The organism is Streptomyces caeruleatus (genome assembly GCF_001514235.1).
Classification (GTDB): Bacteria; Actinomycetota; Actinomycetes; order Streptomycetales; family Streptomycetaceae; genus Streptomyces; species Streptomyces caeruleatus.
Window position 1 is genome coordinate 353,043 of sequence record NZ_KQ948925.1, and the last position, 13,832, is coordinate 366,874.

The 13,832-nt window shown below is 71.7% G+C and carries 10 protein-coding genes and 1 pseudogene; 3 read left to right on the top strand and 8 right to left on the bottom strand.

Translation table 11 applies throughout. From position 1 onward, the window contains the following. Window positions 1–6: 6 nt before the first annotated feature. Window positions 7–1,503, bottom strand: a complete 1,497-nt coding sequence (locus tag AQJ67_RS06475; RefSeq protein WP_062717074.1) for a DNA-binding protein NsdB — start codon at window positions 1,501–1,503, stop codon at window positions 7–9. Window positions 1,504–1,737: 234 nt separating this feature from the next. On the opposite strand from AQJ67_RS06475, the gene AQJ67_RS06480 reads away from it, so the two are divergent. After that, complete coding sequence (locus AQJ67_RS06480; RefSeq protein WP_062717075.1) at window positions 1,738–2,880, top strand: aminoglycoside phosphotransferase family protein; 1,143 nt, start codon at window positions 1,738–1,740, stop codon at window positions 2,878–2,880. A 285-nt stretch (window positions 2,881–3,165) separates the two neighbouring features. Beyond that, window positions 3,166–5,085, top strand: a complete 1,920-nt coding sequence (locus AQJ67_RS06485; protein WP_107122801.1) for an N-acetylmuramoyl-L-alanine amidase — start codon at window positions 3,166–3,168, stop codon at window positions 5,083–5,085. A gap of 4 nt (window positions 5,086–5,089) precedes the next feature. On the opposite strand, the gene AQJ67_RS06490 is transcribed toward AQJ67_RS06485, so the two are convergent. Next, window positions 5,090–7,324, bottom strand: coding sequence for a glycoside hydrolase family 95 protein (locus AQJ67_RS06490; RefSeq protein WP_062717076.1), 2,235 nt, complete (start codon window positions 7,322–7,324; stop codon window positions 5,090–5,092). 259 nt (window positions 7,325–7,583) lie between these two features. Beyond that, window positions 7,584–8,081 carry a hypothetical protein gene (locus AQJ67_RS06495; RefSeq protein ID WP_062717077.1) on the bottom strand — a complete coding sequence of 166 codons (498 nt, stop codon included), beginning with the start codon at window positions 8,079–8,081 and terminating at the stop codon, window positions 7,584–7,586. 119 nt (window positions 8,082–8,200) lie between these two features. On the opposite strand from AQJ67_RS06495, the pseudogene AQJ67_RS06500 reads away from it, so the two are divergent. Further along, window positions 8,201–9,123: pseudogene (locus AQJ67_RS06500) on the top strand (phosphotransferase family protein). Window positions 9,124–9,137: 14 nt separating this feature from the next. Here AQJ67_RS06500 and AQJ67_RS06505 read toward each other — a convergent pair. The 5 genes from AQJ67_RS06505 to AQJ67_RS06525 all read right to left on the bottom strand — a co-directional run bounded on the left by AQJ67_RS06505 (window position 9,138) and on the right by AQJ67_RS06525 (window position 13,767). Further along, on the bottom strand, window positions 9,138–10,043 hold the full coding sequence (locus tag AQJ67_RS06505; protein WP_062717078.1) for a universal stress protein: 906 nt from the start codon (window positions 10,041–10,043) through the stop codon (window positions 9,138–9,140). 212 nt (window positions 10,044–10,255) lie between these two features. Beyond that, window positions 10,256–10,498 carry a DUF397 domain-containing protein gene (locus AQJ67_RS06510; RefSeq protein WP_062717079.1) on the bottom strand — a complete coding sequence of 81 codons (243 nt, stop codon included), beginning with the start codon at window positions 10,496–10,498 and terminating at the stop codon, window positions 10,256–10,258. A gap of 118 nt (window positions 10,499–10,616) precedes the next feature. Next, window positions 10,617–11,783, bottom strand: a complete 1,167-nt coding sequence (locus tag AQJ67_RS06515; RefSeq protein ID WP_062717080.1) for a thiolase domain-containing protein — start codon at window positions 11,781–11,783, stop codon at window positions 10,617–10,619. After that, complete coding sequence (locus AQJ67_RS06520; RefSeq protein WP_062717081.1) at window positions 11,780–12,829, bottom strand: thiolase domain-containing protein; 1,050 nt, start codon at window positions 12,827–12,829, stop codon at window positions 11,780–11,782. The genes AQJ67_RS06515 and AQJ67_RS06520 overlap by 4 nt, the downstream gene beginning before the upstream one ends. Further along, on the bottom strand, window positions 12,826–13,767 hold the full coding sequence (locus AQJ67_RS06525; protein ID WP_062717082.1) for a Zn-ribbon domain-containing OB-fold protein: 942 nt from the start codon (window positions 13,765–13,767) through the stop codon (window positions 12,826–12,828). The genes AQJ67_RS06520 and AQJ67_RS06525 overlap by 4 nt, the downstream gene beginning before the upstream one ends. Window positions 13,768–13,832: the final 65 nt, after the last annotated feature.

A 13,832-nucleotide genomic window follows, 5' to 3' on the forward strand; every position in this document is an offset into this window, starting at 1 on the left:
GTCCCCCTATGCCTGCGCGCTGTTGCCGCCGCCCGACTTCCTCGGCTTGGGCAGCGCCGACCGGATCTCCTCCCGCAGTTCGTTGATCCTCGGGTAGCTGGAGTACTCGGCGGTGAGCCGGTACATCTGGCGCAGCCGGTCCCAGGTACGGCCGGACGAATTCGAGCCCATCGCCATCAGGGCCAGTCGCGCGTACCGGTCGGCCTGTTCGGGGTCGTCCGCGATGAAGCAGGCGGACGCCATGGACAGGTTGTCGAAGATCCTCGAGCGCTCCTGTGCGTCGACGCGCAGCGCGAGGGCCTTCTCCGCGTAGTGCTGGGCGTGGGCCGCCGCTCCCGGCTCGAACTCCGCCAGCGTCCGGTAGGACAGAGCCTGCATGCCGTACAGGTCCGCCTCGTTGAACAGTTGCATCCAGCTCGGCGGCGGGACGTCGCTCTTGTCGGAGACGAACAGGTCCTCCGCCTGTCCCAGGGTGCGGCGCATGGCCTGGCCCCTGCCCATCGACGCCTGTGCCCAGGCCTCGATCGTGTGGAACATGGCCCGGGTGCGCGGCAGCACCTCGTCACCGGAGCCCGACTGGGCGAGTTTCATGAGGTCGAGTGCGTCGTCGGGCCGGCCGAGGTGCACCATCTGGCGAGCCGCCCGGGAGAGCGCCTCCCCGGCGCGGGGCCGGTCGCCACCCTCTCGGGCCGCGTGGGCGGCGATGACGAAGTACTTCTGTGCCGTGGGTTCCAGGCCGACGTCGTGCGACATCCAGCCCGCGAGGACGGCGAGGTTGGCGGCGACGCCCCACAGGCGCCGCTGCAGATGTTCGGGGTGTCGGTAGGCGAGCATGCCGCCCACCTCGTTGAGTTGGCCTACGACGGCCTTGCGCTGCAGCCCGCCGCCGCGGGCCGCGTCCCAGGCCCGGAACACTTCTACCGAGCGCTCCAGTTCCTCAATCTCCTGCGACCCGATCGGGGCCGCCTCGTACCGGTCGAACCCGGCGGGGTCGGCGTGCAGAGGGTCGTCGAACTGGGGGGCGTCGGCCTTGAGGGCCGGGTCGGTGTGCAGCCAGTCGTGCATGGCGCTGCTGAGTGCGGATCCCGCGGCGAGCGCGGCACCCGCGCCCACCAAGCCGCGTCGGTTGAGCATGAGGTCCATTCCCGTGAATTCGGTGAGGACCGCGGCAGTCCGTTCGGGCGCCCACGGCACACCGTCGGGATGCTCCACACTCCCGGCGTCCTGCCGTTTCCCCGCACGCCCGTGCCGGACCAGACCGAGGTCCTCGATGGTCACGACACGGCCGAGACGCTCGGTGAACAGGGCTGCCAGCACCCGCGGCACCGGATCGCGCGGGATCTCTCCCATGTCGATCCACCGCCGCACCCGCGAGGTGTCGGTCGACAGCTGGGGGTGGCCCATGGCCGCCGCCTGCCGGTTGACCAGCCTCGCGAGCTCGCCCTTGGACCAGCCGGCCAGGCCGAACAGGTCCGCCAGGCGGGTGTTGGGTTCTCCGCTCACGTCAAGCCCCCAGGTTCTCGGCTGAGTTGACAGTAGCCCGGTGGGAGGTGCCTCGGGACTATTCGCCAGGGTTCGCCAGGGTGCGCCAGATGGTGTGCCACTGGGCATCGGGTGTCAGGTAGGAAAGCGCCACCCCGACCCGGTTCGCCGAGGGACATTCCCCAGGGTGCACCCGGGCGACCGGATCGGGCAGCGCTTTGTCGTCGCAGGCACACGAAGGGATCTGTCTCTCCCATGTACGCAGCATCGTCCTCCGTGTCCGCCCCGCCCCGGTCGCTGCGTGCCCGCCCGGCGGGCAGCGGCCCTTACCTCGACCCCGCGCGGCCGACGGCCGCCCCCGTGCTCGGCGCGGGCCGGCCGCTGCGCGCCGCGGGGCCCGGCACCCAACCGCTCAGCGGGAGACTCGACTTGTCCGGCCCTCAGGGCACCCAGCTGCGCACCGCCATCGCGTCGGTGCACCGGATCTGCCCGGAGTTCGCGCCGGTGCAGGTGCTGCGCCGCAGCGGGCGGTCCGTCCTTCTGGTCGGCACGACCGGGCGCAGCACGGCCGTCGCCAAGTGTTTACTGGACCACTCCCCAGTGTGGGCCGAGCGGATCCGGCACGAAATAGCGGCATACCGCTCGTTCGTCCGGCACCGCCCTCCGGTGCGCGTGCCGAGGCTGATCGCGGCGGATCCGGACAACTGCACACTCGTCATCGAGCGGATGCCCGGCCGGGTGGCGGCACTGCAGCGCCACCCGTTGGAGACGCCCCCGCGCGCGGACATCAGGGCGGCACTCGGCGCGATCTGCCGGCTCAACACCTGGCGGCCGCCGGCGGGCACGTTCGGCGCACCGCTGGACTACGCGACCCGGATCTCCCGGTACCACGAGCTGGGGTTGCTCACCGACCGGGACATGGGCGATCTCCAGAAGCTGCTGCACGGCATCGCGGCTTCCGCGGGCCGGCAGGGCATGGGCCAGTTCTGTCACGGCGACGCACTGCTCTCGAACATCCTGCTCTCACCGGCCGGTCCAGTGCTGGTGGACTGGGAGCACGCGGGCTGGTACCTGCCGGGTTACGACCTGGCGACGCTGTGGTCGGTGCTCGGGGACGCGCCGGTCGCCCGCCGCCAGATCAGTCAGATCGCCCAGTCGGCGGGCCCGGCTTCCCGGGACGCGTTCCTGGTGAACCTGATGCTCGTCCTGACCCGGGAGATCCGTACCTATGAGACGGCCGTGCAGCGTTCGATGCACGACACGACCCCGGCGGCACCGGGAGTGGCCCACCCGGGTGCTGCGCCGTCCGGCGAGGAACAGCGGCTGCTGCTGAGGCGGCTGCACGACGACTGCCAACTGGCCCGACGGGCCGTGCGCGCGGCGGTCGGCACTCGCTGACGGGGACGGTGGTCCGCGGTTCGCCCTGGAGACAGCGGCGTACCGCGGACCTTCGTGTGTCCGGCGGGGGTGAGGTCGCCCGCATGGGCGTACCGCATCCCATCGGTGTACGCCACTGACGCCCCGCAGGCCCGGAGGCCGTGGCCACGAAACTCCCGGGAACCCCGGTTGACAAGGGAATTAGCCTCGCCCTTGGCATGATTGACGGATCGTCGGACAGCGGGTACCACAGAGTCACGTCCGGCCCGCACGGCTCTGCGCGCACGACCGTCCCAGGAGGCTGCATTGCGAGGATCCGTCACCGCCCTGGCCGCCGCGGCTCTGCTGTTCCCGCTGCTGGGCGCGGCCCCGTCCGATGCCGGGGGCTCGGGGGGCGGCCTTCAGTCGGCCTTCGCCTCCGCGGCCGCCGAGTACCACGTGCCGCAGAGCGTCCTGCTGGGCGTCTCCTACCTCCAGTCCCGCTGGGACTCGCACGCCGGGGCGCCCAGCGTGACCGGCGGCTACGGCCCGATGCACCTCACGGATGCCCGCACCGCCCTCGCCGGGGCGGCGCCGCACCACAGCGACGGCTCGGAGGACCCGCGCGGCGACAGCGCCCGCCCGGCTCTGCTCCCCACGGCGAAACTGCCGCGGACCTCCGCGATCCCGGCCCGCCTGAGGACGTTGCCGAAGGCGGCCGGACTGACCGGGCTGAGCGCCAAGCGGCTGCGTACGGACCCGGCGGCGAACGTGGCCGGCGGTGCCGCCCTGCTCGCCGCCGCGCAGAAGGAGCTGGGCGAACCGCTCAGCTCGGATCCCGCAGACTGGTACGGCGCGGTGGCCCGCTTCTCCGGCGCCGACGACACCGCCACGGCGGCGGCGTACGCGAACGACGTCTACGACGTACTGCGCACCGGCCAGGAGCGGCACACGGACGCGGGCGAACTGGTCGCCCTGTCCGCCCAGCCGGGCCTGACCCCCGACACCGCGCAGTTGCGGCAGGCGGGGCTGCGCACGCTCAGGGCGAGCGAGACCGAGTGTCCGCCGACGGTGGCCTGCGAGTGGATCCCGGCGCCGTACAAGGAGTTCGGGGACAACGACTACGGCAACCACGACCTGGGCGACCGGCCGGCCTCCTCGGACATCGACTACATCGTCGTCCATGACACGGAGGGCGCCTGGGAGGGTGTCCTCACCATGGTGCAGGACCCCACCTATGTGTCGTGGCAGTACACCCTGCGCTCCACGGACGGGCACATCGCCCAGCATGTGAAGGCCAAGGACGTGGCCTGGCACGCGGGCAACTGGTACGTCAACGCCAAGTCGATCGGCTTGGAGCACGAGGGCTTCCTGGCGAAGCCGGACGCCTGGTACACGGAGGCGATGTACCGCTCCTCGGCCCGTCTGGTGACCTACCTCGCGAAGAAGCACGGCATCCCGCTGGACCGGCAGCACATCCTCGGCCATGACACCGTGCCGGGACCGACCGCGTCGACGATCGGCGGGATGCACACCGACCCCGGCCCGTACTGGGACTGGCGGCACTACTTCGAGCTGCTCGGCCGTCCCCTCGTGCCGAGCGCCGGGGCGAACGGCGGCCTGGTGACGATCCGGCCCGACTACGCGACCAACCGGCCCCGCTACACGGGCTGTGTCTCCGCGGGCCAGGCCTGCGCGGACCATGGATCGAGCGCGGTACGGCTGTACTCCGGGCCCGGTGAGTCGTATCCGCTGATCAAGGACATCGGCCTGGGTTCGGCCCCGACCACCGGTGTGAACGACCTCTCGTCGCGGGTCTCGACCGGCCAGCAGTACGCGGTCGCCGGCCGGGACGGTGACTGGACGGCGATCTGGTACCTGGGCCAGAAGGCGTGGTTCAAGAACCCGAAGAAGAGCCCGACGGCGGTGGACGCGGCCGGGCGGGTGGTCACGCCGAAGGACGGTCTGAAGAGCGTCCCGGTGTACGGGCGTGCCTACCCCGAGGCCTCCGCCTATCCGGCGGGCGTTCCCGCGCAGGCCGTGTCGCCGCTGCCGTACACCTTGCCGGCCGGCCAGCGGTACGTGGTCGGCGGCAAGGTGCCGGGCGAGTACTACTACGCGGTGGCCTTCGACGAGGCCTCGCACCGGGTCGTCGTCGGCAAGGACCAGTACTACGAGATCCAGTTCGGTCACCGGGTGGCGTATGTGCGGGCTGCCGATGTGCGGGAGCTGGCCTCGGGGTCGTAGCGCGTCAGCCCTGTCTGCTCCAGGTGTAGCGCCGCCCGGCGACCGCTCTGAAGGTCAGCTGCCCGTCCTCGAACAGGTCGCTGCGTACGGTGAGTTCACGTGTGCGTGCCGCCTTCAGGGCGATGCGGGTCGCCCGGCCCTGCGCCCACTCGACGTCGACGGTGGCGCCGCCGCGGGCGCGCAGGCCGCGCACCGCGCCGGTTTCCCAGGCGGCGGGGAGGGCGGGCAGTACCTCGACGACGTCGTACTGGCTCTGCAGGAGCATCTCCACGACGCCGGAGGTGGCGCCGAAGTTGCCGTCGATCTGGAACGGCGGGTGGGTGTCCCAGAGGTTGGGCAGGGTCGAGGACTTGAGCTGTTCGCCGAGCATCTTGTGGGCGTGGTCGCCGTCGCGCAGCCGCGCCCAGAAGTTGATCTTCCAGGCCTTGGACCAGCCCGTGCCGCCGTCGCCGCGTGCGGTGAGGGAGACCCTGGCGGCCTCGGCCCACTCGCTGCCGGGTTCGATCTGCCGGCCGGGGTGGAGGGCGAACAGGTGGGAGACGTGCCGGTGGGTGTCGGTCGGGTCGTCCAAGTCCTCCTTCCATTCCTGGAGTTGGCCCCAGGATCCGATGTGCAGGCCGGGGTCGAGCCGGTTCAGGACCTGCTCGACGCGGCGGCGGAAGTCGGGTGTGTCGCCCAGGATCCGGGCGGCTTCGAGGGTGTTGGTGAACAGGTCGTGGACGATCTGCTGCGACATGGCGGCGCCGGCGGTGAAGTCGCCGTGCTCGGGCGAGTAGCTGGGGGTGACGACGAGGGTGCCGTCGCGTGGGTCGGTGCGCAGGTTGTCGAGCCAGAACTCGGCGGCCTCCTTCATCGCGGGGTACGCGGTGGTGCGGAGGTAGTCGGTGGAGCCGCCGAATCTGTAGTGCTCGTACATCTGTTGGGTGAGCCAGGCCGCCGCCTCGGGGAACCAGAACGCGGTCGCCCAGTCGTGCACGCCGGTGAAGCCGTACGGGTTGGTCTCGTTGTGCACCACCCAGCCGCGCGAGCCGAACATCTCCTTCGCCGTACGGCGTCCGGGCGCGCGCAGCGCCTCGACGAAGCGGTCGTACGGTGCCGTCGTCTCGGCGAGGTTGGCAGCCTCGGTGGGCCAGTAGTTCATCTGGATGTTGATGTTGGTGTGGTAGTCCGCGGACCACGGCGGCGTGGTGCTGTTGTTCCAGACGCCCTGGAGGTTGGCGGGCAGGGAGCCCGGGCGTGAGGAGGCGATGAGCAGGTAGCGGCCGTACTGGAAGTAGAGGGCTTCCAGGGCGCGGTCCGCCGCGCTGGTGCCGTCGGTGTACGCGGCCAGCAGCCGGTCGGTGGGGATGTCGGCGGGCAGGGACTGGCCGATGTCGAGGGCGACGCGGCCGAACAGGGCCCGGTGGTCGCGGACGTGCCGGGCCAGCAGCGCCTCGTAGCGGTCACCGGCTCGCTCCACGGCGCGGCTGACGGCGGCGTGCGGGTCCGGGCCTCGGTAGTCAGGGTAGGTGTCGGCGTAGTCCGTGCCCGCGGCCAGGACGAACCAGGCGCTGTCGGCGCCGGTCACGGTGATGGTGCCGTCGGTGTGGGAGGTGACGGTGCCGCCTTGTGCGCGCACCCTGACCTGGGCTTCGAAGCGCAGTCCGTTGTCGGCGAGCGCGCCCCGTACGGTCAGGGTGGCGGCGGCCGCGGTGGCGGTGAAGTCGGCGCGGGGCGAGGTGTGGCGCAGGGTGAAGGTGACGCTGCCGGGGCGGTCGGCGCCGAGGCGTCCCACGATCACGCCGTCAGGGTGGGAGGCGAAGAACTCCCTTTGGTGGCGGACACCTTGGTGGGTGTAGGCGACCGAGGCGACGGCGTTGTCGAGGTCGAGTGCGCGCCGGTAGTCCGCCGGGGGCGTCGTCGGCGCGCCGGGCAGGTCGAGGTGGAGGTCGCCGAAGGTCTGGTGGGCGCCGTAGCCGGTCCGTGGCTGGCCGAGCCGGTCGGCGACGGACTCGGGGTCGAGGGTGGTGCGCGCGTCGAGGTCGTCCTGTACGGCGGTGATCGCGCCGGGGCGGGGTGCGCGCCAGTTGCCGTGGTCGTAGCCCTGGGCGGAGCCGGGGCCGCCGGTCCAGAGGGTCTTCTCGTTGAACTGCAGCCGTTCGGTGGCGAGGGTGCCGAAGACCATGGCGCCGAGTGCGCCATTGCCGATGGGCAGGGCCTCACGCTCCCAGTCGGCGGCGGGAGCGGCGTACCAGAGCACTGACAGCTCCCTCGATACATCGGAGGAATCGTCGGCGGCAGCCTCGGTGGCACCCTCACCGAGAACGAGTGCGCCGACCCCCGCACCGGCGGCTGCGGCCGCAGCCTTCAGCGTCGTCCTTCGAGTGATCTCATGCGGCTCATGCGACTCATACGACATGACCCCTGACGCTAGAGGTCCGATGACTCCGGCGACAAGGGTCATGACAACATGTACGGAACCCCGAACAAAACCGGGTTCCGGACGGGAGGACGAGGACTCAGCCCTGCTGGAAGAGCTCCGCGGGCAGCGGCTTGAGCAGGGCGTACAGATCGTCGGTGATGGGGCGGTCCCAGGCGGCGATGGTGACCAGGACGCTGTCGCTGCGGTCGAACTGCACGCAGGAGATCCGGCTCTCGGAGAGCTTCAGACGGCGCACGATCAGGAGGTTGTCGCCCTGCATCACAGGCACGTCCTCGCTGCCCACGACGGTGACCTCCTCGTCGTTCTCCAGGGCCAGCAGCAGCTGAGCGACCTCGAACGGGATCTCGCCCTCGTCGACCTCGCGGGCCGGGGAGCCCTCCGGCAGATTGCCGATGATCATCGCGGGGCCACGGCCGCCGAAGAGGTCGTAGCGCAGGAAGACACCCTGGCAGCTGCCGTCGGGGGCGGGCAGCAGCCCGGCGCCCAGATTGCCGGGCCAGTCGCCCGGGTCCATGGCCAGTACGTCGAAGTCGGGCCCGGCGGGCGTGGCGCTGCGGCGGCGGAGGAACGACATGTCGCCATGGTACGTGGCCGGGCGTGTTGCATGACGTGCGGGCATGGGTTCGAGAAGTGCTCCCCGGCGGCGGCGAAACTCCGTTGCCCTCCCGCGAAGGACCTCCTACGGTCCCGATCATGCTGCCCCCCGTGGAGACCGACGAGGAATGGGACGCCGTCGTTCCCGACGAGAGCGTGATGCGGCCCGGAGCGCACGACCTGTGTGCCCGCCTCGGTCTGAGCGGCCGCCCGCTGACCCGCTTCCCGGACGGGCTCAGCCGGTCTACGCCGTGGGTGACGAGCATGTCCTCAAGCTCTTCCCCGGCGCCGCGGCCCGGGACGGCGACGCCGAGGGCCGTGTCCTGTCCCATGTCCAGGGGCGCCTGCCCGTACCGACTCCGCGGATGCACGACGCCGGCGCGTACGAGAACGGCTGGCGGTACGTCCTGATGTCCCGGTTGCGCGGCGAGAACCTGGCCGGCACCTGGCCCCGCGTGCCACAGGCCGACCGTGAGCGGCTGGTCGAGGAGATCGGCGCGGCCCTCGCCGCGCTCCACTCGCTCAATCCCGGTCCGCTCGGGGACTTCCTCGGGCCCGGGGACTGGGGCGCTTTCGTGGACCGGCAGCGGGCCGGGGCGGTGGAGCGGCAGCGCGGGCACGAGTTGTCCGCCGGGTGGCTGGAGCAGGTCCCCGAGTTCCTCGACTCGGTGCCGCTGCCGCGCACGCCGCGCCCCGCCCTGCTGCACACCGAGGTCATGCGGCAGCACCTCCTCGTCGATCCCGACGGCTGGCGGCTGACCGGGCTCTTCGACTTCGAGCCGGCCATGACCGGCGACCGGGCGTACGAATTCGTCGGCGTGGGCCTGTTCGTCACCCGCGGCGACCCGCGCCTCCTGGCCCGCCTCACCGAGGCGTACGGCACCGCCTTCGACCCGGCGCAGCTCCTCGCGTACACACTGCTGCACGTCTACAGCAACATGCCTTGGTACCTACGGGAGTTGGGCGCGCCCGCCGAGGGCACGCTGCCGTCCCTGGCCGAGGCCTGGTTCGGCACCGTCTGACAGGGCTCGGACGCCTACTCCTCCATCGGCGTGGCCGGCACCACCGCCACCGGGCTCGCGGCATGCAGCAGCACGGCGTGGGTCACGGAACCCATCATCCGGGCGGGGGCCAGGAGACGGCGTCTGTGGCGGCCCACGACGACCAGGTGCGCGTCCCTGGAAGCGGCGACGAGATGACCGGCGGCGTCGCCCGGGGCCACGTAGGGATCGGCGCGCACGTCCGGGTGGCGCTCGCGGTGCGGGGCGAGGATGCCTTCCGCGAGGGTGCGGGTCTCGGCCTCGACGGCGTCCTGGTCGTGGGACGGCGGCACGATCTGGGCGGTGGCGGCCGTCCAGATGTGCAGGGGCCAGGTGTAGGCGGCGACGACCTGGAGCCGGGCGCCGCGCAGGGCGGCCTCGGCGAAGGCGAAGGACAGTGTGGCGTCGTCGGGGCTGTCGACCTGAAGGCCGACGACGACCCTCAGCCCCGGTTCGATCGGCGTGTCGTCGTGGACCTCGCGGCCGGGCTTGGGCACCACGACGACCGGGCACCCGGTGTCCCGTGCGACGGCCATGCCGGTGGAGCCGAGCAGGAGACTGGCGAAGCCGCCGCGGCCCCGGGAACCGAGCACCAACAGCTGGGCGCTGCTTCCCAGTTCGGGCAGTGCTGTGGAGGCCGCTCCCGCGAGGGCGGCGTACTCCGTCTGCGGCCGCTCGGCCCGCCCGTCCATGTAGCGCCGGACCCGGTCGAGCACCGGGTCGTCCTCCGGTACCGGCCGCCCGGCGGGCAGGACGTCGGGCTTGGCCCATGCGGCGTACTGCTGCACATGGACCACCCGCAGCGGCGCCTCGCGCACCAGGGCGGCGTCGAAGGCCCAGTCCAGCGCGACCAGGCTGTCGTCCGAACCGTCGACCGCCGCGATGACCGGCAGGGTGCTCATGGGTTCTCGCCTTTCCGGAATACGACCTTCCCCCCTCCCGGGGCCAGCCTGGCTCAGGCGTGGGCCCCAGGGGGGTTCTCAAGGTCGCGTGTCCGGAAAAACGGGCGGAACACACCCGGATCGGCCCGAAGGCGCGGTCAGGTCGGTCGCTGTCAGGTCGGGCGCTGTCAGGTCGGGCGCTGTCAGGTCGGGCGCTGTCAGGTCGGTCGCTGTCAGGTCAGGTCGAACTCGCCCTCCCTCGCGCCCGACACGAACGCCCCCCATTCGGCGGGTGTGAAGATCAGGGAGGGACTCTCCGGACTGCCGCTGTTGCGCATCGCGATGAACCCCTCGACAAAGGCGATCTGGACATCCCCCAGGCCACGGCTGCTCGAGTGCCAATCGGCGTTGCGGAGGTCCAGCTCCGGCTTCTCCCAGCCCGTGAACGGCTGCTGCTGGATGGTGCTCTCGGCCACGTCCGTGCTCCTCCCGATTCGTCGTCCGCGGGCCAGCCTAGCGATCGGTCCGGGGTGCCGACAGGCCACGTGAGGGGGACCTTTGCGGAGCCGTCTCCACCGGCGTACGGGAGTGCTCTCAGGCGTCCGGGGGCTCGGAGCCCACGAGCCACATCGAGAAGAACTGCGATCCGCCGCCGTAGGCGTGCCCGAGTGCCCTGCGGGCCCCGTCCACCTGGTGTTCCCCGGCCTGGCCGCGCACCTGGAGGGCCGCCTCCGCGAAGCGGATCATGCCGGAGGCGCCGATGGGGTTGGCGGACAGGACACCGCCCGACATGTTGACGGGCAGGTCGCCGTCCAGTTCGGTGACCCCGGCCTCGGTGAGCTTCCAGCCCTCGCCCTCGGCGGCGAAGCCGAGGTTCTCCAGCCACATGGGCTCGTACCAGGAGAACGGCACGTACATCTCGACGGCGTCGATGTCCCGGCGCGGATCGGCGATGCCGGCCTGCCGGTACACGTCGGCCGCGCAGTCCTTGCCGGCCTGCGGGGACACGGCGTCCTTGCCGGCGAAGAGGGTCGGCTCGCTGCGCATGGCGCCGCCCAGCATCCAGGCGGGCGGGCGGGGTGCCCGTGCGGCCCCGGCACGGTCGGTGAGGATCATCGCGCACGCGCCGTCGGAGGAGGGGCAGGTCTCCGAGTAGCGGATGGGGTCCCACAGCATGGGCGAGGCCTGGACCTTCTCCAGGGTGATGTCGTGCTCGTGGAGGTGGGCGTAGGGGTTCTTCAGCGCGTTGCGGCGGTCCTTGTACGCCACCAGCGAGCCGATCGTGTCGGGCGCGCCGCTGCGCCGCATGTACGCGCGCACGTGCGGGGCGAAGAAGCCGCCGGCTCCGGCGAGCAGGGGCTGCTGGAAGGGGATCGGCAGGGACAGGCCCCACATGGCGTTCGACTCGGACTGCTTTTCGAAGGCGAGCGTCAGGACGGTGCCGTGGACGCGGGCCGCGACCATGCCCGCGGCGACGAGGGCGGTGGATCCGCCGACCGAGCCGGCCGTGTGCACCCGGAGCATCGGCTTGCCCACGGCGCCGAGCGCGTCCGCGAGATAGAGCTCGGGCATCATCACGCCCTCGAAGAAGTCGGGCGCCTTGCCGATGACCACGGCGTCGACGTCCGCCCAGGTCAGCTCGGCGTCGTCGAGGGCCCTTCGGGCGGCCTCCCGGACGAGCCCCGCGATCGACACGTCCCGGCGCGCCGCGACGTGCTTGGTCTGGCCGATGCCTACGACGGCCACGGGCTCCTTGCTCATCGCGGATCCCCTTCGAGTACGGCGACCAGGTTCTGTTGGAGGCACGGGCCGGACGTGGCGTGTGCGAGCGCCCGGTCGGCCTCGCCCCGGTGGATGCGGGCGGCGGCCTCTCCGACGCGGATGAGCCCGGCGGCCATGACGGGGTTGGCGGCGAGCGCGCCGCCGGAGGGGTTGACGCGCACGCCGTCGTCGAGCTTCAGCGCCTTGCGCAGGACGACCTCCTGCGAGGTGAACGGCGCGTGCAACTCGGCGGTGTCAACGGGCCGTTGGAACGCGCCGGCCTTCTCGGCGGCGAGGCGGGTCGAGGGCGAGTCGGTCAGGTCGCGCACGCCGAGTCCGTGGGCCTCGATGCGGTGGTCGATACCGCGGATCCAGGCGGGCCGCTCGCACAGCTCGCGGGCCCGGTCCCCCGCCGCGAGGATCACGGCGGCGGCCCCGTCGCCGATGGGCGGGCAGTCACCGGTACGCAACGGACGTACGAGGTACTCGCCCTGCGGCACCGAACCGGTCAGCTGGGCGTGGGAGTTGGCGGTGGCGTCGGCGCGGCTGCGGGCGGCGACGGCGGCGAGCGCGGGTTCGTCCGTGTCGCCGGCGTCGACAAGGGCCTGGGCCTGGAGGGCGGCGAGGGCGACGGAGTCGGGCCAGAGGGGGGCGACGTAGTACGGGTCGAGCTGGCGGGTGAGGACGTCGCGCAGCGGCCCCGGTGAGGACTTGCCGTAGGAGTACACGAGCGCTGTGTCGGCGTCCCCGGTCAGCAGTTTGGTCCACGCCTCGTACAGGGCCCAGGCGCCGTCCATCTCGACGTGCGACTCGGAGATCGGCGGCCAGGCGCCCACGCCGTCGAGGGCGAGGGTGAAGGAGAAGGCGCGGCCGGCGAGGTAGTCGCTGGAGCCGGAGCAGGTGAAGCCGATGTCGGCGGTCTTGAGGCCGGTCCGGGCCAGCACTTCGTGGAGCACGGGCATCAGCATCTCCACCTCGGAGATGTCCTCGCTGGTGCGCCGGTGGTCGGTCTGTGCGAAGGCGACGACGGCGATCTCGCGGTTCACAGCAGCTCCCTGTAGGTGTCGTAGTCCGCGTCGGGCTCGCCCGTCGGCCGGTAGTGGTCGGGATAGCGGGCACCTGCCGTCCACACCGGTTCCACCCGCAGGCCCATCCGCACCTCGTCGTACGGGATGCCGCCGATCCGGCCGTGCAGGGCGAGGCCGGCGCCGTCGAGGGCGATGTGGGCGTAGACGTACGGCACTTCGATGTCGAGGTTCTTCGCCTTGATGTTGACGATGCAGAACGTGGTGACTGTGCCGTGGGGACCTACCTCGACCTGTTCCAATGTGGCCACCCCACATGTGGGGCACGCACCCCTCGGCGGGACGTACACCTTGCGACAGGACGGGCAGCGTTCGCCGACGTTGCGCTGTTCGGCCAGGGCGTTGATGTAGGCGGTCTGGGCGCGGCCCGGCGAGTAGGTGTAGTCGAGTCGGGCGGGAGCGACGATGCCGGTGACCGGGTCCTCGAACCCGCCGGTTCGGCCGGTGAGTTCGGCCTGCCCACCGGTGTACGGCTCGAAGCAGGCGATGTCCGTGATCGCGCCGGTGCGCTCCTCGGCCCAGCGGATGCGGACCCGCATGCCGGTGTGCACGGCGTCGGGCCCGGGCGCGTCGAGGGCGTGCAGCAGGGCGGTGTCGGCCCCGTCGAGACGTACCAGGACCCAGGCGAAGGGGGTGTCCAGGGGCTGGTCTCGGCGGGGGGCGTGGTTCCAGGCCCAGGTGGTCACCGTGCCGGTGGGGGCGACTTCGACCAGGTCCCGGATCTCCTCGGCGGTGACGGGGTCGTACTCGACAGGCGGGACGAGGGTGCGGCCGTCTCCGGTCCGGACGCCCAGCACGACACGCTCGCGCAGGCCGGTGAGAAAGGCGCTCTGGACGGGCCCGAGGGAACGGGTGAAGGGAAACTCGACGACGAGGGGAGCTTTGAGGACTTCGGGCATCGGGGGCGTACCTCCTTGGGAGATCGGGATGCGTGGGGGCACAGCAACTGACCAGGTTCGGTACG

Bases quoted from the DNA above. Each gene is read 5' to 3' on its own strand.
- AQJ67_RS06480 (WP_062717075.1), top strand. From the start codon at position 1,738: ATGTACGCAGCATCGTCCTCCGTGTCCGCCCCGCCCCGGTCGCTGCGT.
- AQJ67_RS06495 (WP_062717077.1), bottom strand. From the start codon at position 8,081: ATGTCGTTCCTCCGCCGCCGCAGCGCCACGCCCGCCGGGCCCGACTTC.
- AQJ67_RS06505 (WP_062717078.1), bottom strand. From the start codon at position 10,043: ATGAGCACCCTGCCGGTCATCGCGGCGGTCGACGGTTCGGACGACAGC.
- AQJ67_RS06515 (WP_062717080.1), bottom strand. From the start codon at position 11,783: ATGAGCAAGGAGCCCGTGGCCGTCGTAGGCATCGGCCAGACCAAGCAC.
- AQJ67_RS06525 (WP_062717082.1), bottom strand. From the start codon at position 13,767: ATGCCCGAAGTCCTCAAAGCTCCCCTCGTCGTCGAGTTTCCCTTCACC.